This window comes from Pseudomonas indica NBRC 103045 (assembly GCF_002091635.1).
GTDB classification, from domain to species: domain Bacteria; phylum Pseudomonadota; class Gammaproteobacteria; order Pseudomonadales; family Pseudomonadaceae; genus Pseudomonas_M; species Pseudomonas_M indica.
Genome location: NZ_BDAC01000007.1, coordinates 49,587 through 68,733, shown reverse-complemented (window position 1 = coordinate 68,733; position 19,147 = coordinate 49,587). Strand labels below are relative to the sequence as shown.

The 19,147-nt window shown below is 65.3% G+C and carries 15 protein-coding genes and 1 pseudogene; 7 read left to right on the top strand and 9 right to left on the bottom strand.

Annotation, left to right across the window (positions count from 1 at the left end; genetic code table 11):
* Positions 1-11: 11 nt before the first annotated feature.
* Positions 12-761, top strand: a complete 750-nt coding sequence (gene cysZ / locus PIN01S_RS10520) for a sulfate transporter CysZ (RefSeq protein WP_084335616.1) — start codon at positions 12-14, stop codon at positions 759-761.
* 21 nt (positions 762-782) lie between these two features.
* On the top strand, positions 783-1,997 hold the full coding sequence (locus PIN01S_RS10515; RefSeq protein WP_084335615.1) for a glycosyltransferase family 4 protein: 1,215 nt from the start codon (positions 783-785) through the stop codon (positions 1,995-1,997).
* A 181-nt stretch (positions 1,998-2,178) separates the two neighbouring features.
* On the opposite strand, the gene PIN01S_RS10510 is transcribed toward PIN01S_RS10515, so the two are convergent.
* From PIN01S_RS10510 to PIN01S_RS10495, 4 genes are all read right to left on the bottom strand, one after another.
* Entirely contained in the window at positions 2,179-3,282 is a 1,104-nt protein-coding gene (locus tag PIN01S_RS10510) for an NADH:flavin oxidoreductase (RefSeq protein ID WP_084335614.1), read from the bottom strand.
* A 57-nt stretch (positions 3,283-3,339) separates the two neighbouring features.
* On the bottom strand, positions 3,340-3,933 hold the full coding sequence (locus tag PIN01S_RS10505; RefSeq protein ID WP_084335613.1) for a TetR/AcrR family transcriptional regulator: 594 nt from the start codon (positions 3,931-3,933) through the stop codon (positions 3,340-3,342).
* Positions 3,934-4,125: 192 nt separating this feature from the next.
* Positions 4,126-4,608: a glutathione peroxidase gene (locus tag PIN01S_RS10500; RefSeq protein ID WP_084335612.1), complete on the bottom strand. Its 483-nt coding sequence runs from the start codon at positions 4,606-4,608 to the stop codon at positions 4,126-4,128.
* A gap of 286 nt (positions 4,609-4,894) precedes the next feature.
* Positions 4,895-5,380 (bottom strand): FKBP-type peptidyl-prolyl cis-trans isomerase, encoded by a 486-nt coding sequence (locus tag PIN01S_RS10495; protein ID WP_084335611.1) that lies wholly within the window; start codon positions 5,378-5,380, stop codon positions 4,895-4,897.
* On the opposite strand from PIN01S_RS10495, the pseudogene PIN01S_RS10490 reads away from it, so the two are divergent.
* The 4 genes and pseudogenes from PIN01S_RS10490 (at position 5,349) to yihG (ending at position 10,155) form a co-directional block, all read left to right on the top strand.
* Positions 5,349-5,679 (top strand): annotated as a pseudogene (locus tag PIN01S_RS10490) (DUF3565 domain-containing protein). The gene PIN01S_RS10495 and the pseudogene PIN01S_RS10490 sit on opposite strands and share 32 nt — an antisense overlap.
* On the top strand, positions 5,679-6,869 hold the full coding sequence (locus PIN01S_RS10485) for an acetate kinase (protein WP_084335610.1): 1,191 nt from the start codon (positions 5,679-5,681) through the stop codon (positions 6,867-6,869). The pseudogene PIN01S_RS10490 and the gene PIN01S_RS10485 overlap by 1 nt, the downstream one beginning before the upstream one ends.
* A gap of 81 nt (positions 6,870-6,950) precedes the next feature.
* Positions 6,951-9,044 carry a phosphate acetyltransferase gene (gene pta, locus PIN01S_RS10480; protein WP_084335609.1) on the top strand — a complete coding sequence of 698 codons (2,094 nt, stop codon included), beginning with the start codon at positions 6,951-6,953 and terminating at the stop codon, positions 9,042-9,044.
* Positions 9,045-9,258: 214 nt separating this feature from the next.
* The gene (yihG, locus tag PIN01S_RS10475) at positions 9,259-10,155 is read left to right on the top strand and encodes a 1-acylglycerol-3-phosphate O-acyltransferase, YihG family (RefSeq protein ID WP_084335608.1); all 897 of its coding nucleotides are present in this window, start codon (positions 9,259-9,261) and stop codon (positions 10,153-10,155) included.
* Positions 10,156-10,325: 170 nt separating this feature from the next.
* Here yihG and PIN01S_RS10470 read toward each other — a convergent pair whose 3' ends face one another.
* The 5 genes from PIN01S_RS10470 to PIN01S_RS10450 form a co-directional block, all read right to left on the bottom strand.
* Entirely contained in the window at positions 10,326-12,494 is a 2,169-nt protein-coding gene (locus PIN01S_RS10470) for a putative bifunctional diguanylate cyclase/phosphodiesterase (protein WP_084335765.1), read from the bottom strand.
* Positions 12,475-16,206 (bottom strand): CHASE domain-containing hybrid sensor histidine kinase/response regulator family protein, encoded by a 3,732-nt coding sequence (locus tag PIN01S_RS10465; protein ID WP_084335607.1) that lies wholly within the window; start codon positions 16,204-16,206, stop codon positions 12,475-12,477. The genes PIN01S_RS10470 and PIN01S_RS10465 overlap by 20 nt, the downstream gene beginning before the upstream one ends.
* Before the next feature lie 176 nt (positions 16,207-16,382).
* Positions 16,383-17,057, bottom strand: coding sequence for a YiaD family glycine zipper/OmpA-like lipoprotein (locus tag PIN01S_RS10460; protein WP_084335606.1), 675 nt, complete (start codon positions 17,055-17,057; stop codon positions 16,383-16,385).
* 126 nt (positions 17,058-17,183) lie between these two features.
* Entirely contained in the window at positions 17,184-17,828 is a 645-nt protein-coding gene (locus tag PIN01S_RS10455) for an MBL fold metallo-hydrolase (protein WP_084335605.1), read from the bottom strand.
* A 101-nt stretch (positions 17,829-17,929) separates the two neighbouring features.
* The gene (locus PIN01S_RS10450) at positions 17,930-18,319 is read right to left on the bottom strand and encodes an HNH endonuclease (RefSeq protein WP_084335604.1); all 390 of its coding nucleotides are present in this window, start codon (positions 18,317-18,319) and stop codon (positions 17,930-17,932) included.
* A 185-nt stretch (positions 18,320-18,504) separates the two neighbouring features.
* On the opposite strand from PIN01S_RS10450, the gene PIN01S_RS10445 reads away from it, so the two are divergent.
* Positions 18,505-18,738, top strand: a complete 234-nt coding sequence (locus PIN01S_RS10445) for a DNA-binding protein (protein WP_084335603.1) — start codon at positions 18,505-18,507, stop codon at positions 18,736-18,738.
* Positions 18,739-19,147 lie beyond the last annotated feature (409 nt).

Sequence of the window (19,147 nt, the reverse complement as noted above, 5' to 3'; positions counted from 1 at the left end):
GAGAGACGTCCATGCCCCCTTCCGCGCTGACCGGCCCGCAATACCTGAGCGAGGGCCTCAAACTCGTGCTGCGTCCCGGCCTGCGGCTGTTCGTGCTGCTGCCGCTGACCATCAACCTGGTTCTGTTCACCGGCCTGATCGTGCTCGCGGTACAGCAATTCAGCGGCTGGGTGGACAGCCTGTTGCCGAGCCTGCCCGAGTGGCTGAGCTTTCTGCAGTACATCCTCTGGCCGTTGTTCGTCCTGCTGGTGCTGGTGATCATGTTCTTCACCTTCAACCTGCTGGCCACCTTCATCGCCGCGCCGTTCAACGGTTTTCTCGCCGAGAAGGTGGAAGTGGTGGCCCGCGGCCGCGACGACTTCCCGCCGTTCAGCTGGGCCGAGCTGATGGCCATGGTACCGCGCACCATCGGCCGGGAACTGCGCAAGCTGGGCTACTTCCTGCCGCGCGCCATCGGCCTGCTGATTCTTTCCTTCATCCCCGGCGTCAACCTGATCGCCGCGCCGCTCTGGATTCTGTTCGGCGTCTGGATGATGGCCGTGCAATACATCGACTACCCGGCGGACAACCACAAGCTGGGCTGGAACGAGATGCTCGCCTGGCTGCGCGAGAAGCGCTGGCAGAGCCTGGGTTTCGGCGGAGCGGTGTACCTGGCGCTGCTGATTCCCTTCGTCAACATCCTGATGATGCCGGCGGCCGTGGCCGGGGCGACGCTGTTCTGGGTGCGCGAGGACGGGGACAAGGCCGTCACGATTCGGTAACACAACCTTCACAGGGCCTACATGGCGCCGGTCGAGACTGGCGTCATGAGCCCGACTCCCCTGCACATCGCTCTCGTCAGCGAAACCTTCCCTCCGGAAATCAACGGCGTCGCCAATACCCTGGGACGCCTCTGCACCGGTCTGCGCGAGCAAGGCCACACCCTGCAACTGGTACGCCCCCGGCAGAGCACCGACCAGGGTTGTCGCAGCGACGATGAACTGCTGCTGACCCGAGGCTGGCCGCTGGTGGGTTATCCCGGTCTGCAATGGGGGCAGTCGTCCATGCACAAACTGCTGCGTCGCTGGAAGCGCCGTCGCCCGGACGTGCTCTACATCGCCACCGAGGGCCCGCTCGGGTTGTCCGCGCTACGCGCGGCGCGGCGACTGGATATCCCGGTGGTCAGCGGGTTTCACACCAATTTCCAGCAATACAGCAGCCATTATGGCTTCGGCCTGCTGACCCGGCTGGTGACCCATTACCTGCGCTGGTTCCACAACCGCACCCGCCTGACCCTGGTCCCCAGCGCCAGCCAGTGCATCGAGCTGGAACGTCGCGGCTTCGAACGCATCGCCCTGCTCGCCCGTGGCGTCGATGGCCAGTTGTTCCATCCCTCGCGGCGCAGCGCCGCGCTACGTGCACAGTGGGGGCTGGGGGAAGACGACATCGCGGTGATCCATGTCGGCCGGTTGGCGGCGGAGAAAAACCTCGGCCTGCTCGACCGCTGCTTCCGCGCCTTGCAGCAGCGTTATCCACAGCGCCGACTGAAGCTGATCCTGGTCGGCGACGGCCCACAGCGCGCGGCCTTGCAGCAGGCCCTACCGGACGCCCTGTTCTGTGGCCTGCAGCGGGGCGAAATCCTGGCCGAGCACTATGCCTCGGGCGATCTGTTCCTCTTCCCGAGTCTGTCCGAGACCTTCGGTAATGTGGTGCTGGAGGCCCTCGCCTCCGGCCTCGGCGTGGTGGCCTACGACCAAGCCGCGGCGGCCCAGCACATCCGCCACGGGCATAACGGCGCGCTGGCGGTGCCCGGCGACGAAGAGGGATTCATCGATGCCGCGCGGTGGCTGCTGGAAGATGACGAAACCCTGCGCCGGGTCCGCCTGAACGCCCGCCAGCACGCCAACCGCCAGGGTTGGGCGGCCATCGTCCGGCAGTTCGAACAACACCTGCACAGCGCCCGCGCCGCACCGACGGAGATACCGGTGGCGGGCGGAGCGGATCAGAGGATTCGGTAGGCGAACTGGGAGGGGCAATCCGCTCTTCGACATTTCGCCAGCAAAGCTGGCTCCTACGGGTTGGCGGTGATTTTAGGAAACGTGCCCGGGGATTGGCTTCGCTCCCTCTCCCCAACGGGAGAGGGGATAGTCCGTTGGGGCCGTTAATCCGGGCGAATGAATTCGCCCCTACGCGCTGACCTCATGCCAGCGTCTTCAACGCCTCGCGGCTGAACGGCAGGATGTCCTGCAGACGACCGTCGCGGACTTTCAGCGCCCAGTCCGGATCGACCAACAGGGCACGGCCCACGGCCACCAGGTCGAACTCCTGTTTGTTCAGGCGCTGCAGCAATCCTTCGATATTGGCCGGCTGGGCCACCTTGTCGGTGTTGACCATGAATTGCAGGAATTCGCCGTCGAGACCGACGCTGCCCACGGTGATGGTCGGCTTGCCGGTGAGCTGGCGGGTCCAGCCGGCCAGGTTGAGGTCGGAGCCTTCGAACTCCGGCTCCCAGAAGCGGCGAGTCGAGCAGTGGAAGATATCTACGCCGGCCTCGCACAGCGGCTTGAGGAATTCGCCCAGGGCTTCGGGGGTCTGCACCAGGCGCGCGGTGTAGTCCTGCTGCTTCCATTGGGAGAAACGGAAGATGATCGGATAGTCGGGGCCGACCGCGGCACGCACCGCCTGGATCAGCTCGATGGCGAAGCGCGAGCGATTGGCCAGGCTGCCGCCATACTCGTCGGTGCGCTGGTTGCTGCCTTCCCAGAAGAACTGGTCGATCAGGTAGCCGTGGGCGCCGTGGATTTCCACGCCGTCCATGCCGATGGCCTTGGCGTCCCGCGCGGCCTGGGCGAAGGCGGCGATGACGTCCTGGATATCGGCCTTGGTCATGCCGTGCACCACCACCTGGCCGTCCTTGAGTTTCTCCATCGGGCCATAGCCCGGCACGCTGGCGTCCGGCTCAGTGCCGAGACGGCGCACATTACCCACGTGCCAGAGCTGCGGCACGATCTTGCCACCTTCGGCGTGGACGGCATCCACCACCTGCTTCCAGCCGGCCAGGGCATCCTCGCCGTAGAAACGCGGCACGTTGGGATAGCCGTTGGCGGCCGCATGGCCGACCGTGGTGCCTTCGGTGACGATTAGACCAACCCCTGCGGCAGCGCGGCGGCGGTAGTACTCGACCACCTGCGCGTTGGGCACGCCGCCCGGCGAGAAGGAGCGGGTCATGGGCGCCATGACCACGCGGGTCGGCAGCTCCAGGGCACCAAGGCGGAAGGGTTGGAACAGGGCTTGAGCGGTCATGCTGTCTCCTCGGGCCGGCCAGATGACCGGTCGTCTCGTCGTTGGGCAAATGAAAGTTCAGGGCCGGAGCAGACGTTCCAGCCGGGTGATGAAAGCGTTCACGGGAAGCAGGCCGGCACCGACCTTGAGCCGGGTCAGCGCGCCCTGCCAGGCCTGGGTGATGAACATGGCGAGGTTCGCGCAGTCTTCCTCGGCAGGCAGCTCGCCAGCCGCCTGGGCCTCTTCCAGGCAACCGTGGAGGATGTCCACCGAACGCTGCAGAATCCTGTCGACCTCGGCGGCGATGGCCGGGGACAACTCGGCCATTTCGAAGCTCAGGCTGCCGATGAAGCAGTAATACTCGAGCCGCTCCTGCCGACTGAAATGGGCTTGCAGGTCGCGGTAATACGCCAGGATACGCTCGCGCGGGCTCAACGCCGGGTTGGCCAGCGCCTGGGTATAGCGCTCCAGACGCGGGCCGTAGAGGTACTCCAACGCCTGCAGGGCGAAGTCTTCCTTGCTGGCGAAGTAGTGATAGAAGGAGCCCTTGGGAATACTCGCGGCCTGGACGATTTCCTGCACGCCGGTGCCGTGATAGCCGCGACGGGTCATCACCTCGGCACCCTTGGCGAGGATCAGGTCACGCTTGTCGTTACGAATGCTGCTGTTCATGGGCGCAGCATATGACCGGTCGTCTCGCCGCGCCCAGCATCATTGATGGGAGTGATTAAGGGTCAAAAGATCGGAGCGGCATACTCCCAAGCAGGCACCTTTGCAAATGTAGGAGCCGCCTCTGCTGGTGAAGCTCCGGTGCAGTGCCTTTCGCGAGCAGAGCTCGCTCCTACACAAGCGGTGCCTCTCTGCTTAACCCAGGGCCTTTTCGATGGCCTGGATCAAGGCGGGATCGTCCGGGGCGGTGCGAGGAGAGAAGCGCGCCAGCACCCGGCCATCCGGGCCGACGAGGAATTTCTCGAAGTTCCAGGTGATATCGCCGGGAAATTCGGCGCCTTCGCCAGCCAGCAGGCGATACAGCGGGTGCCGCCCCGGCCCGTTCACGTCCAGCTTGCTGCCGAGCGGGAAGCTCACGCCGTAGTTGAGGCTGCAGAATTCGCGAATTTCGTCCTCGCTGCCCGGTTCCTGGCCGGCGAACTGGTTGCAGGGCAGCCCGAGCACCACGAAGCCTCGGTCGCGGTAGGCCTGGTAGAGCTTTTCCAGACCCGCGTATTGCGGCGTCAGGCCGCATTTGGAGGCCACGTTGACCACCAGCAGCAACTTGCCCTTGAAAGGTGCGAGCGGCAGTTCCTTGCCATCCAGCGCACGCAGCGTGAGATCGTGAAATGCACTCATGAGAGACTCCCTATTCCAATGCACCAATCGGTCCACCACCCGGCTTTCGCCGAATCGGGCGGACAAAAAAGGCGCCCGTGGGCGCCTTCTCGGTCAATTCAGCTTAGGTTCTGTATGAAAAGTCGTCGAGCGAAGGTCAGGCAAGACCTCGGCGGCTCCACAAAAACAGGCGAAGAAGCGACTGGGGTCGCATACGACTTTACGAGCTGTAAATGAGCATTCTGAGCCTGTTTTTAACGCAGCATCACCGAGCGCAGACACTTGTCATACAGAGCCGAGAGCTGAATCAATGATGATGACCACCCTCCCCATGGATATGACCATGGGCGATCTCTTCCGCGGTGGCGTCACGTACATCGACAACCTTGACCTGGAAGTTTAGACGCTGGCCGGCCAGCGGGTGGTTGCCGTCGACGATCACGTCGTCGCCTTCCAGGTCGCGGATGGTGACGATCTGCATGCTGCCGTCCGGGCCGGAGGCGTGGAACTGCATGCCGACTTCCAGCTCGTCGACACCTTCGAACATGGCGCGGCTCAGCGTGGCGACCAGCTCGGCGCTGTATTCGCCGTAGGCATCTTCCGGCTCGATGGCGACGGTGATCTCGTCACCGGCCTGCTTGCCTTCGAGAGCCTTTTCCAGGCCGACGATGATGTTGCCTGCACCATGCAGGTAGACCAGCGGCGCACCGCCAGCGGAGCTATCGATCACCTCACCGGCATCGTTGGTCAGGGTATAGTCGATAGAGACGGCCTTGTTGCGGGCGATCGGCATGGGGCAGAACCTTTTGCTAAAGAAAGATGAGCGTTCAAGTGTAACCCCGGCCCCGGCGGATTGCGAACCGAGCCCGGACGGGCGGGACGCGGCGGAACCACGGCTGGTTGACTTCCGTCAGGATGAGGACGGTCATTGGGTGGCAGTCTTGTCTTGTGGCCATACTCAGCATCTGCGTCATCAACCGCCCTGGCAATCGCGTCCGTGGGTGATCGATCCGGCGCAGCGGCACGCGCAATTGGGGCCACTTGTTCCCTTGCGGCTGGTGTGCGCAAGGTCTGCACGATAAGGATTCCTGATGCCCGCTCGAAACATTCTGGTGATCAACTGCGGCAGTTCGTCGATCAAGTTCGCCCTGGTCAACGAAGCCCACTCCCAATTTCCCCTCAGCGGGATCGCCGAACGCCTCGGCTCGCCGGATGCGGTGCTGCACTGGCAGCGCGGCAGTGGTGAGCGGGACAGCCTGATCATTCCCAACGGCGATCACCGCACCGCCCTCTCGCAACTCCTGCCGCTGGTGCAGGGCGCCGCCGGCGGCAAGCTGCACGGCATCGGCCACCGGGTGGTGCATGGCGGCGAGCTGTTCACCGCCGCCACTCGCCTGGACCCGAAAGTGCTGGCGGCGATCAACGCCACGGCACCGCTGGCGCCGCTGCACAACCCGGCCAACCTGCAAGGCATCGAGGCGGCGATGAAGCTGTTCGCCAACCTGCCGCACGTGGCGGTGTTCGACACCGCCTTCCACCAGACCATGCCCGAGCACGCCTACCGCTACGCCCTGCCGGATTCGCTGTACCGCGAGCACGGCGTACGCCGCTATGGCTTCCACGGCACCAGCCACCGTTTCGTCAGCCGTCGCGCGGCGGAGATGGCCGGTCTGTCGGTGGGCGACAGCAGTTGGCTGTCGGCACACCTGGGCAACGGCTGTTCCACCTGCGCCATCGTCAACGGCCAGAGCCGCGACACCAGCATGGGCCTGACCCCGCTGGAGGGCCTGGTGATGGGTACTCGCAGCGGCGACGTCGACCCCAACCTGCACAGCCACCTGCACCGCACGCTCGGCTGGAGCCTGGAAGAGATCGACCGCATGCTCAACCGCGACAGCGGGCTCAAGGGGCTGTCCGGGCTGTCCAACGACATGCGCAGCCTGGAGAAGGCCCGCGAGCAGGGCCATGCCGGCGCCACCCTGGCCATCGAGGTGTTCTGCTATCGCCTGGCGAAGTCCCTGGCGGCCATGAGCTGCGCCCTGCCGCAACTGGACGGGCTGATCTTCACTGGCGGCATCGGCGAGAACTCGCCACTGGTGCGCAGCAAGACAGTGGCCCACCTGCGGCTGTTCGGCCTGTCCTTGGACAACGAGGCCAATGCGCGTTGCGTGCGCGGTGTCGGCGGCGCCATCCAGGCTTACGGAGCGCCCCGCGTACTGGTCGTACCGACCAACGAAGAACGGCAGATCGCGCTGGATACCCTGGCGCTGCTCGACCACTGACCGCAGAACCGCGAGGCGCGCTACCCGCCTGCCTCGCCAAAACAGTACGGGCGTGCAAAAACGCGCCCACAAGGACACGACATGCATACCTTCTTCATCGCCCCCACCGGCTTCGGTGTCGGTCTCACCTCCATCAGCCTCGGCCTGGTCCGCGCCCTGGAGCGCGCCGGTCTCAAGGTCGGGTTCTTCAAGCCGATCGCCCAGCCGCACCCCGGCGACGAAGGGCCGGAACGCTCCACCGAACTGATCGCCCGTACCCACGGCCTGACCCCGCCCAAGCCGCTGCCGCTGTCCCAGGTCGAGCACATGCTCGGCGACGGCCATCTGGACGAGCTGCTGGAGGAAATCATCAGCCTCTACCAGCAGGCGGCCGAGGGCAACGATGTGGTGGTGGTCGAAGGCATGGTGCCGACCCGCCACGCCAGTTATGCCGCGCGGGTCAACTTCCACCTGGCCAAGAGCCTGGACGCCGACGTGATCCTGGTGTCGGCGCCGGAGAGCGAGACGCTCAACGAACTGTCCGACCGCATCGAGATCCAGGCCCAGCTGTTCGGCGGCCCGAAGGACCCGAAGGTGCTCGGCGTGATCCTCAACAAGGTGCGCAGCGACGACGGCGTGGATGCCTTCGCCAACCGTCTGAAGGAGGTCTCGCCGCTGCTCAGGAAAGCCAACGACTTCCGCCTGATCGGCTGCATTCCCTGGCGCGACGAGCTGAACGCGCCGCGCACCCGCGACGTTGCCGACCTGCTCGGCGCACGGGTGCTGAATGCCGGCGACTACGAGCAGCGTCGGGTGCTGAAGATCGTCCTCTGCGCCCGTGCGGTGCCCAACACGGTGCAACTGCTCAAACCCGGCGTGCTGGTGGTGACCCCCGGCGACCGCGACGACATCATCCTCGCCACCAGCCTCGCCGCGATGAACGGCGTACCCCTGGCCGGCCTGCTGCTGTGCAGCGACTTCCCGCCGGACCCGCGCATCATGGAACTCTGCCGGGGCGCCCTGCAAAGCGGTCTGCCGGTGCTCACCGTGTCCACCGGCTCCTACGACACCGCCACCAACCTCAACCGGCTGAACAAGGAAATCCCGGTGGACGACCGCGAACGGGCGGAAAACGTCACCGAATACGTTGCCAGCCACATCGAGCACGAATGGCTGCGCCAGCGCTGCGGCACCCCGCGCGAACTACGCCTGTCGCCGCCTGCGTTCCGCTATCAACTGGTCAAGCGTGCCCAGGCCGCGAACAAGCGCATCGTTCTGCCGGAAGGCAGCGAACCGCGCACCGTACAGGCCGCCGCCATCTGCCAGGCCCGCGGCATCGCCCGCTGCGTGCTGCTGGCCAAGCCGGAAGCCGTGCACGGCGTGGCCCAGGCGCAAGGCATCGTGCTGCCGCCGGACCTGGAAATCCTCGACCCGGACCTGATCCGCGAGCGCTACGTCGAGCCCATGGTCGAGCTGCGCAAGGGCAAGGGGCTGAACGCGCCCATGGCCGCCGCCCAGCTCGAGGACAGCGTGGTGCTCGGCACCATGATGCTGGCCCTGGATGAGGTGGACGGCTTGGTGTCCGGCGCCATCCACACCACCGCCAACACCATCCGCCCGGCCCTGCAGCTGATCAAGACCGCCCCCGGCTACAAACTGGTGTCCTCGGTGTTCTTCATGCTCCTGCCGGACCAGGTGCTGGTCTACGGCGACTGCGCGGTGAACCCCGACCCGAGCGCCGCCGAGCTGGCCGAGATCGCCATCCAGAGTGCCGACTCGGCCACCGCCTTCGGCATTCCGCCGCGGGTGGCGATGATCAGTTATTCCACCGGCGATTCGGGCAGCGGCGAGGAAGTCGAAAAGGTCCGCGAGGCCACCCGCCTGGCCCGCTCCAGCCGCCCCGACCTGCTGATCGACGGCCCGCTGCAGTACGACGCGGCGGCCATCGAAAGCGTCGGCCGGCAGAAGGCCCCGAACAGCCCGGTGGCCGGCCGCGCCACGGTGTTCGTGTTCCCCGACCTGAACACCGGCAATACCACCTACAAGGCGGTGCAGCGCAGTGCCGACTGCATCAGCGTCGGCCCGATGCTGCAGGGCCTGCGCAAGCCGGTGAACGACCTGTCGCGCGGCGCCCTGGTGGACGACATCGTCTACACCATCGCCCTGACTGCCATCCAGGCCGCAGCCAAGCCATGAACCGCTCCCGCGAGGCGCCCGGACGGGCGCTTCGCAGGTGGCCCGCAGCCCGGCAGGCCCCGGAAAACGTGACTTGCCGGTCTGTGATGGCGCTTGCAGTTCAGTGCACAACCGTTAACCTTGGCGCCCGATTCGCCGCCGTGAGGGAGCACAGCGGCCCGACCCACGGCGCGGCTTCGCAGGCAGGCGCCCTTCGTCAAGGCATCTGCGCACCATGCTGAGTTTTCTCCCCGCCGCCCTGCGCGGCGTGCTCGCCGGCCTGCTGCTGGCGCTGAACACCCTGTTCTGGTGTTGGCCCCTGTTCGCCGTCACCCTGCTCAAGATTCTGCTGCCCTTCGGGCCGGCCCGGCGCCTGTGCAACGTGGCGATGAGCTTCATCCAGGAATCCTGGATCAGCTGCAACAAGGGCTGGATGACCCTGGTGCGGCGGACCCGCTGGGATATCCAGGGCCTGGAACCGCTGGACTACCAGCACTCCTACCTGGTCACCAGCAACCATCAGAGCTGGGCGGATATCCTGGTGCTGCAATACATCCTCAACCGGCGCATCCGACCGTTGAAGTTCTTCCTCAAGCAGGAGCTGATCTGGGTCCCGGTGATCGGCCTGTGCTGGTGGGCGCTGGAGTTCCCGTTCATGAAGCGCTACTCGAAGGCCTACCTGGCCAAGCATCCGGAGAAGAAAGGCAAGGACCTGGCCACCACCCGCCGCGCCTGCGCCAAGTTCCGCCACAACCCGGTGGGCATCTTCAACTTCCTCGAAGGCACCCGTTTCACTCCCGAGAAGCACGCCGAACAGGCATCGCCGTTCCGCCACCTGCTCAAGCCGAAAGCTGGCGGCATTGCCTTCGTCCTCGATGCCATGGGCGAGCAACTGGAATCGCTGGTCAACGTGACCATCCATTACCCCAGCGGCAATCCGAGCTTCTGGACGCTGCTCAGCGGCGGGCTCGACGAGGTGGTGGTGCGTTTCGAAGAACTGTCGATCCCACGCGAATTCATCGGCAAGAGTTATGACCAGGACGAGGCCTACCGCCTGGCCTTCCAGCAGTGGGTCAATCGCCTGTGGGAAGACAAGGACGCCCTGCTCGACCGCTTGCACGCTGGCGAGTAACGGCGTGGGGGCTTCGCAACGCGGCGCTTGCTTTCTATACGACGGGCGAATGAATTCGCCCCTACGCGGAAATTCGGAAACCTGTAGGAGCGAGCTCTGCTCGCGATTCGGTGCATCGCCGAACACGTGAATCGCCAGCAGAGCTGGCTCCTACGACAAGCCAATCACCTTCAGCGCACGGCTCCGCGCTCCCCGGCCACCAGCGCGCTCCAGTCCAACTGCTGCGGAAACACCGCGGCCACCTTGGCCGGCAGGCCCGGAGCGACGAGGTAGCCCTGCATGATGTTGCAGTCGTGGGCAATCAACCAGTCGCGCTGTTCCAGGGTCTCCACCCCTTCGGCGATCACCTCCAGCCCGAGGTGGCGGCCCAGGTCGATGATGGTGCTGACCACCGCCGCATCCCGTGGCGATTCGAGCATGTTGGAGATGAACAGCCGGTCGATCTTCAGCGTGTCCAGTTCGAAGTGGCGCAGGTAGGCCAGCGACGAATAGCCGGTGCCGAAGTCGTCGATGGCGATGCGTACCCCCAGATCGCGCAGTTGACGCAACTGCTCGCGGGTCACGTCCAAGTCCTGCATCAGGGCGCTTTCGGTGACCTCCACCTCCAGTTGGGCGGGCGCGAGGCCCTTTTCGTCCAGCACCCGGCGCAGGTCGTCGACCAGCTTGGGCATGCTGAACTGCACCGGGCTAACGTTGAGGCTCATCACCAGGCCGTTGCCGAACACCGGCTGCCAGTCCCGGCATTGGCCGATGCCATGCTGGAAAATCCAGTCGCCCAGGCGGTTGATCAGCCGGGTCTCCTCCAAAAGCGGAATGAACACACTGGGCGCCACGGTGCCGGCGACCCGGTGCTGCCAGCGCAAAAGCGCCTCGAAACCACGCAGGCGGCCGCTGTCCAGGTAAATCTGCGGCTGATAGACGAGAACGAAATCGTCGTGCTCGATGGCGCTGCGCAGACTCTCTTCCAGCATCAGCCGTGAGCGCGCCCGGCCGTTCATCTCCGGGGAGAAGAAGCGATACTGCTGTCGCCCGGCCCGCTTGGCCTCGTACATGGCCATGTCGGCGGCGCAGAGCAGGCCGTCCACCGTCTGCCCACACTCGGGAAAACAGGCGATGCCGACGCTGGCGCCCATGGTCACCTCGATGCCGTCCACCTCATAACGGCCCGACAGGGTTTCGATCAGCTTTTCCGCCACCCGCGCGGCGTCTTCCGGGTGGCCGAGGGAATCGAGCAAGGCGGTGAACTCGTCGCCACCCATGCGCGCCAGGGTGTCGTAAGGGCGCATGCAGGCGCGCAGTTGATCGGCGACCCGGCGCAGCACCATGTCCCCGGCGGCGTGGCCGAGGGAGTCGTTGATGCGTTTGAAGCCGTCCAGGTCCACATAGAGCAAGGCCATGCGCCGGTTGTTGCGTTCGCTGTTGCTGCTGCGCTCGATCCGCGCCAGCACCGACTCCAGTGCCTGGTGAAAACCCCGCCGGTTGAGCAGGCCGGTCAGGGCATCGGTGATCGCCTGGGATTCGAGCTGGGCGTGCAGGTCGCGCACCGTCGACATATCCAGGACGATCACCACCATGGACTGCTGCAACTGCGGCAACGGCGAGCAGGACAGCGCCACCGGCAGCAACTCGCCGCCCCCGGTACGCAAGGCGGCGTCGTGCAGGCGGTAGGTCTCGCCCTGGCGCCAGTGGTGATAGAACTCGGACTCGCTCCAGCGCAGCGGCATGTCCGGGCTCGCCAGGTAACCGAGGAGGGCCGTGCCGCGCAACGCCTCCACCGTGGTGCCGAGCATGCGCGCCATGGCCGGGTTGGCGAAGCCGATGCAGCCCTTGTCATCCACCACCAGGATGCCTTCCGCGGCGTTTTCCAGCACCGAGGCGTTGAACGCACGGGCACTGTCCAACTGCTGGCTGAGCATCTGCAGCTCATGGCGGTTGCGTTCGTGCTCCAGCAGCACGTTGATCTTGTAGCGCAGTACCTGTGGGTCGAACGGCTTGAGGAGGAAGTCCACCGCCCCGTTGGCGTAGCCATGCAACACCGAGTCGTGGGTGTGGGCGATGGCCGAAATGAAAATGATCGGTGTGTAGCGGGTCCGTGGGTTGCCGCGCATCAGGCGCGCCACCTCGAAGCCGTCCATCTCCGGCATCTGCACGTCCAGCAGCACCAGCCCGACGTCCTCTTCCAGCAGACAGCGCAGGGCGGCCTGGCCGCTATCGACGCAGCGCACCTCCCAATCGCCGTCGCCCAGCAACGCCTCCATGGCCACCCGGTTCTCCTCGCGGTCATCCACCACCAGCAGAACCTGGTTCTTGGGCACCGGCTTAAGCTGCGCTAGCACCATCGCGACCTCCCGGTTTGTCCAGCCACCGATACAGCACATCGAGCAATTCCTGGCGCCCCACGGGCTTGGCCAGGTAATCGTCCGCGCCGGCCTCCAGGCATTTCTCCCGGTCGCCCTTCATCGCCAGCGCGGTCAAGGCGATCACCGGGATGCGGCAACCGTGTTCTTCCTTGAGCAGGCGGATCGCCGTGTAGCCGTCCATGTTGGGCATGGCGATGTCCATCAGGACCAGGTCGAACGGCTCGCGCAGGAACAGCTCGATGGCCTCCTGGCCGTCCCGCGCCGGCGTCACCAGCAGGCCGACCTCGTCGAGCAGCGCGCTCATCGCGTAGATGTTGCGCACATCGTCATCCACCAGCAGCACCCGCCGCCCTTGCAACGGGCTGAACGCCTCCCCGATCGGGCCCGGCTCTCCCACGCTGGAGAGGAACCCCTGGACCGCGGCGCTCAGCGCACTGAGATCGTCGCCCGCCTTGCGCACCACCACCGCCGAATAGCGCCGCAGGCGTTGCAGGGCCTGCTGGGTGACATCCACGCCGGTGTTGATCACCACCCGCGCATTCTCCAGCGGCCGCAACCGGTGCAGGCTTTCCAACAGATCGAAACCGTCCTGGTCGGGCAGGTCGAGATCGATCACCAAGGCGGCGAACGCATGCTGCCCATAGGCCTCCCGCGCCTCCTCGGCGGTGCCCGCGGCGACCACGGTGAACCCCAGTTGCCGGAGATGCCCGGCATAGTGTTCGCGCTCCCACGCGACATCCTCCACCAGCAACAGATAGGGCAGCGTCTGGCTGAGCAGGGTCAGGTCCTCGAACACATGCTCCAGCGCCTCCCGGTCGATCGGCTTGACCAGATAATGGGTGTCGTCCTGCCAGTTCTGTGGCTGCGGTACGCAGGAAATAATATGGACTGGCGTACCTCGGTGCTGGTTCAGGCTGCGCAGGCGCCGGTAGATTTGCCAGCCGCTGACGTCCGGCAACAGGATGTCGAGGATGATCGCGGCGAAACGCTCCTGCTGGAGCAGGTCGAGCGCCTGCCTGCCGGTCTGGCAGAGCACGCTGGAAAAGCCGTGGGCCTGGGCCGCTTCGGCCACCACCGCGGCGAAATTGGCGTCGTCTTCGATGATCAGCAGCGCCGGCCCCTCGCCAGCGCGCAACGGGCCGCTCCCAGCCGTACTCTCCTGGGCCTGCGGCAGCGGGATGAGCGGCAGCCTGACGATGAAACGCGACCCCTCCCCCGGCGTGCTCTCGAGCTGGATATCGCCATCCAGCACATCCACCAACTGGCGGGTGATCGCCAGCCCCAGGCCAGTGCCGCCGAAGCGCCGGCTGGTGGAACCGTCGATCTGCTGGAACGCCTGGAAGATTCGCTCGTGCTGCTCGACCGGGATGCCGATGCCGGTGTCGCTGACCTCGATACGCAGGGTCTGGCGCGTATCGTCCGGGCCAGGCCCGCAGGACACCCGCAACGCCACCTCGCCGTGTTCGGTGAACTTCAGCGCGTTGGACAGCAGATTGCGCAGGATCTGGTGCAGCCGGCCACGATCGCTGTAGATGGCGCGCGGCACCTCCGGGTCGACGCTGCTGTGCAACTGCAGGCCTTTCAGCTCGGCCATCGGCCGCAGGCTGGCATCCAGCTCCGCCAGCATGTCCTGGACGGTCACCGGCTCCAGCTTGAGCTGGACGCGTCCGGCCTCGATCTTCGCCAAATCCAGCACGTCGTTGATCAATTGCAGCAGATCGCTACCGGCCCGGTGGATGATGTCGGCGTGCTTGATCTGCTTCTCGCTCAGGTTGCCGGCGCTGTTCTGCTTCAACTGGTCGCTGAGGATCAGGATGCTGTTCAGCGGCGTGCGCAACTCGTGGGACATGTTGGCGAGGAATTCTGACTTGTAGCGGTTGGCCACCGCCAGTTGCTCGGCCTGGATGCGCAGGCGCTCCTCGGCAGCCTTGCGCGCACTGATGTCGATGATCACCGCCTGTACCAGCACGTCGTCGCCGCTGCGCAGCGGCGACAAGCCCACCTCCAGCGGGATCGAATGACCGTCGCGGTGCTGCCCGAACAGCTCGCGGTTGCCGCCCATGCGCCGCGGGGTCGGCGCACGCAGATAGCCTTCGCGCAGGCCCACGTGGATTTCCTGCAAGGCGGACGGCAACAGTACCTCCACCGGATGGCCCAGCAAATCGGCGCGGGAATAGCCGAACATCTGCTCCGTCTGCTGGTTGGCCATGGCAATCCGTCCTCGGCTGTCGACCAGCACGATGGCGTTCGGCGAGGCCTCCACCACCAGGCGGAAACGCTCCTCGGCCGCCTTGCGCGCACTGATGTCGATGATCACCGCCTGCACCAGCACATCCTTGCCGCTGCGCAGCGGCGACAAGCCCACCTCCAGCGGGATCGAGCGACCGTCACGGTGCTGCCCGAACAGCTCGCGGTTGCCGCCCATGCGGCGGGTTTCCGGGCTCTTCTGGAAATTCTCGCGCAGCCCCACGTGCGCCGCGCGTACGGCATCGGGCAGCAGCATTTCCACCTGCTGGCCGAGCAACTCGTCGCGGGAATAGCCGAACATCACCTCGGTCTGCCGGTTGACCATGGCGATACGGCCGCGGCTGTCGACCAACACGATGGCGTTCGGCGAAGCCTCCACCACCAGGCGGAAGCGTTCCTCGCGCTCGCGCAGGCGCTCGCCGAGCAATTGGCTGTTGGCCAGCGTCCGCTCCCGCAGGAAGAGGTAGCCGCCGATCAGCAGTGCCAGCAAGGCCGACGCCAACAGGCCACTCCACAGGCTGAACGACAGATGCCGCCCGCCCAGCGCACGCTCGTAGGCCGGCATACTGCTGACCGTCAGCAGCCAGTCGCGGCCATAGAGGTTCAGATCGCGACTCATCTGGAAGCGGGGCGACTCCGGGCCCGCCTCCTGGGCGCGGAGCAACGGCGTGCCGGTGGCCGCGCTGTCGAACAGTTCGATGTGATAGAGCGTGCCGGTGGCCCCCAGCACGCCGCGCAACAGGTCGTCGACCCGGAATGCGCCATAGACCGTACCGGTCAGCGCTGCCCGTCGCTCTTCCGGCGTGGTGATCGGTGACTTGGGGCGATAAACCGGCAGGTAGAGCACCACGCCCTGGGCATCCTGCTCGGTTTCCTGGCGCAGCCGCAGCGGGCCGGTCAACACCGCCTCGCCGCTGTCGCGAGCCGCTTCGATAGCCTGCCGGCGCGTGGCCTGGCTGAACATATCGAAGCCCAGCACGCGGCTATTGCGCCAGTCCATCGGGTGGATATAGCGGACGAACACGTAGTCGTCCCGCTTTCCCTCCGGAAAAATCCGCACGGCACCGCTGGCGAGCCAGGCATCCAGCCCGCTGCCCGGCAAATAGCGCCCCCAGCCCAGCGCCTGCATGCCCGGATAGCGCTCCTGCAGGCGCAACTGGTCGGCGGCACGGTGCCAGGCCTCCTCATCCGGCTCGGCATCGGCGAGGAACAGCCCGGACATGCCGCGCAGCACCATCTCGTAGGCCCGCATGCGGTTGAGCAGGCTCTGCTCGACGTCGTCCACCGCCAGTTCGAAACGCTGCTCCTGCTCATGGCGGTTGCTGTCTTCCAGCGCCTGCCACTGCCAGGCGACCAGGCCGCCGAGCCCGGCGAACACGACCAGCGCCACCAGCAGGGGCAACCAGGACCGCAGAGAGGAGAAAAAAGCAGGTTCGTCGTCCATGCGAGCTCCGAATCCCTGACCGATACCGCCGCCGGCAACGCCGCGACGGCCTTGCTGAGCAGTCTAGTCAGGAATCCATCCCGCGGCGTTTTGCCACCTGCCCGGCGATGGACGGCTATCGGAGCCCCCAAAAAAGAAGCCCCCGATAACGGGGGCTTCATGCGCAACCGGAACGCTTACTGCTGACCGGCCAGCGGGCGCAGGTTGATTTCCACGCGACGGTTCTGTGCACGGCCGGATTCGGTGGCGTTGCTCGCCACCGGCTGGTCCGGGCCGGCGCCACGGGTGGTCACGCGCATGCCGTTGACGCCCTGGGCGATCAGGTAGTTGGCCACGCTCTGCGCACGGCGCTGGGATAGCGTCATGTTGTACTGGCGGGAACCGGTGCTGTCGGTGTGGCCGACGATCTCGATGCTGTTCTGGTCGTACTGCTTGAACGAAGTCGCCAGGTTGTTCAGCGGGGTGTAGAAGTTGCTGGCGATATCCGCCGAATCGGTGGCGAAGGTGATGTTGCCCGGCATGATCAGGGTGATGTTGTCGCCCTGGCGCTGCACTTCCACGCCGGTGCCCTGCATGCTGCGGCGCAGCTCGGCTTCCTGCTTGTCCGCGTAGTAGCCGTAACCGGCACCGGCCGCACCGCCGACGGCGGCGCCGATCAGCGCGCCCTTGCCACGGTTGTCGTGGTTGATCGCCGCACCGGCGATGGCACCGGCCAGGGCGCCGAGACCGCCGTATTTCATCGTCTTGTTGGAGCCGGCCGGCTCCTGGGCTTCATAGGGATTCTGCGAGGCACAGCCCGCCAGCAGGGTAACGACGGTGGCGGCGGTCAGCAAACGACGTGCAGTGGACATGGATCGACTCCTGAGATTTTCTTACCCAACCCTCTGGGCTGGCCGCGATTAGAACATGATGGCAGATTAAAATTCCGTGCCGCCGCCATCAGTTGTTGGCATTCGATTCGGCCGAACGGGGGCCGCTCAGGCACGGACGAACGGGTTCTCCAGCATTTCGTCGCCCAGCCGGGTATCCGGCCCATGCCCCGTGACCACCGTCGCTTCTTCGTCCAGGCGGTACAGGCGCTGCTTGATCGAACGCTCGATGCTGGCGTAATCGCCGCCCCACAGATCGGTCCGCCCGATCCCGCGGCGGAACAGCGTATCGCCGGCAATCAGCAGTTTAGCCTCCGGGAACCAGAAGCTCATCGAACCGGGCGTATGCCCCGGCGTGTGCAGCGCCACCCCGCACCCACAGGCCAGCGCCTCGTCGTCCTGTAACCACTGGTCCGGCGCCGGCACCGGCGTGTACGGCACGCCGAACATCCGGCACTGCATCTCCAGGTTGTCCCAGAGGAACTGATCGCCCTGATGCAGGTGCAATGTGGCGCCGGTCTTCTCCTTCATCTGCCCGGACGCGAGGAAATGATCGAGATGCGCATGGGTGTGGATGATGCTCACCACCTGCAAGCCATGAGCCTCCAAGCGCGCCATGATCAGCTCGGGATTGCCGCCCGGATCGACCACGATGGCCTTCTTGCTCAGCGGATCGCCGATGATCGTGCAGTTGCACTGCAACGGGCCGACGGGGAAAGTTTCGCGGATGAGGGTGGGTTGGGTGGATTGCATGGGACGTCCTGCGCTGAACGGGCGATGGCGCTAAGCGTGGGGGCAACGGGCCGAGGTTTCAACCTCGATGACTTGTTGCGAGGGTCTTCGGAACGGCGTCGTCACTCCGCCTCATCCTCGAGGCAGTCTTCCAATCCGAGCAATACGGGCCTTTCGAACACCCATTCCTGATGCCAGCGCCTGCGCCGCAGCCGTGCGGTGACGAAGCGCTTGTACGGTTCCGGCCTCATCGGGCGTTTGCGCCCGTGGCGGTTGTGGTTGCAGAAGGTGCAGGCGGCGACGATGTTGGCCGGCTCGTCCCCTCCTCCCTCGCTCCGGGCTTGCAGATGCTCGGCGGTGCAGCGGAAGCGGCCGGTACGTTCGATGGGGATGTCGTGCTCGCGGGCGAAGGTTTCCGGGCTTTCCAGCCACATGGAGGCGCCGCAGTAGAAGCAGCGACCGTTCTGGCGGAGGTAGGCGTTCAGGCGGGACAGTGTCAGAAGGCGGGGCATGGATGCCTCCTGGGCACAGATAATAACGGGTGAAGCGTGGCGCGCTTGGCTTCTACTTCCATGCGGATTCCTGCACTATTCCTTGCTTGGTAAAAATTTCACGCAGGCAAAGCTGCCTTGTAATTTTTACAAGAATCTACACAAGCAACAACAACCTTGCAACTATTACAAAGATCTAATTTCCTATGATCAAGGAACGCCTGATCAGCTTGATCAATAAAGAACGAACCACAACATGGTTCGAAAAGCAGACGGGGATCGATCGTTACCGTTGGCAGAACATCAAGAACGGAAAGGTTCGACTCTCCGATGCAGAGATCGATGCGGTCGTAGTTCTGTTTCCTCAGTACGCCTATTGGCTGATCAGCGGAAAGACCGCCCCCGAAATCGGCCAGATCAGCCCCGAGCAGGAACAGTAAGCGCTCGCTTACCGGGAGCGACGGTTTCGCCAGCAGAGCTGCTGGGTTCGTGTAGGGGCGAATTCATTCGCCCGACGATGCCGAACCGAGCGCATGCGTTGGTCCTTCGCTCATCTGCCCCACCGACCTCCGCCCCCTCACCCTGCCCTCTCCCCAAAGGGGCGAGGGTATGTGTGGGCTTGCACCGGCCCGGTGAAACGAAACCTCCGTGGGGCCACTGGGCATTCGCCAGCAGAGCTGGCTCCTACGCAAAGCGCTGCGTGGGGCTGCGGGGCTTGTGTAGGGGCGAATTCATTCGCCCAGCGATGCCGAAGCGGGCGCATGCGTTGACCCTGCGCTCATTTGCCCCACCGACCTCCGCCCCTCACCCTGCCCTCTCCCCAGAGGGGCGAGGGTATGTGTGGGCTTG

What these genes read in the sequence shown, in the direction of transcription:
- cysZ (WP_084335616.1), top strand. Translation starts at nt 12, where the DNA reads ATGCCCCCTTCCGCGCTGACCGGCCCGCAATACCTGAGCGAGGGCCTC.
- PIN01S_RS10515 (WP_084335615.1), top strand. Translation starts at nt 783, where the DNA reads ATGGCGCCGGTCGAGACTGGCGTCATGAGCCCGACTCCCCTGCACATC.
- PIN01S_RS10510 (WP_084335614.1), bottom strand. Translation starts at nt 3,282, where the DNA reads ATGACCGCTCAAGCCCTGTTCCAACCCTTCCGCCTTGGTGCCCTGGAG.
- PIN01S_RS10505 (WP_084335613.1), bottom strand. Translation starts at nt 3,933, where the DNA reads ATGAACAGCAGCATTCGTAACGACAAGCGTGACCTGATCCTCGCCAAG.
- PIN01S_RS10500 (WP_084335612.1), bottom strand. Translation starts at nt 4,608, where the DNA reads ATGAGTGCATTTCACGATCTCACGCTGCGTGCGCTGGATGGCAAGGAA.
- PIN01S_RS10495 (WP_084335611.1), bottom strand. Translation starts at nt 5,380, where the DNA reads ATGCCGATCGCCCGCAACAAGGCCGTCTCTATCGACTATACCCTGACC.
- PIN01S_RS10485 (WP_084335610.1), top strand. Translation starts at nt 5,679, where the DNA reads ATGCCCGCTCGAAACATTCTGGTGATCAACTGCGGCAGTTCGTCGATC.
- pta (WP_084335609.1), top strand. Translation starts at nt 6,951, where the DNA reads ATGCATACCTTCTTCATCGCCCCCACCGGCTTCGGTGTCGGTCTCACC.
- yihG (WP_084335608.1), top strand. Translation starts at nt 9,259, where the DNA reads ATGCTGAGTTTTCTCCCCGCCGCCCTGCGCGGCGTGCTCGCCGGCCTG.
- PIN01S_RS10470 (WP_084335765.1), bottom strand. Translation starts at nt 12,494, where the DNA reads ATGGTGCTAGCGCAGCTTAAGCCGGTGCCCAAGAACCAGGTTCTGCTG.
- PIN01S_RS10465 (WP_084335607.1), bottom strand. Translation starts at nt 16,206, where the DNA reads ATGGACGACGAACCTGCTTTTTTCTCCTCTCTGCGGTCCTGGTTGCCC.
- PIN01S_RS10460 (WP_084335606.1), bottom strand. Translation starts at nt 17,057, where the DNA reads ATGTCCACTGCACGTCGTTTGCTGACCGCCGCCACCGTCGTTACCCTG.
- PIN01S_RS10455 (WP_084335605.1), bottom strand. Translation starts at nt 17,828, where the DNA reads ATGCAATCCACCCAACCCACCCTCATCCGCGAAACTTTCCCCGTCGGC.
- PIN01S_RS10450 (WP_084335604.1), bottom strand. Translation starts at nt 18,319, where the DNA reads ATGCCCCGCCTTCTGACACTGTCCCGCCTGAACGCCTACCTCCGCCAG.
- PIN01S_RS10445 (WP_084335603.1), top strand. Translation starts at nt 18,505, where the DNA reads ATGATCAAGGAACGCCTGATCAGCTTGATCAATAAAGAACGAACCACA.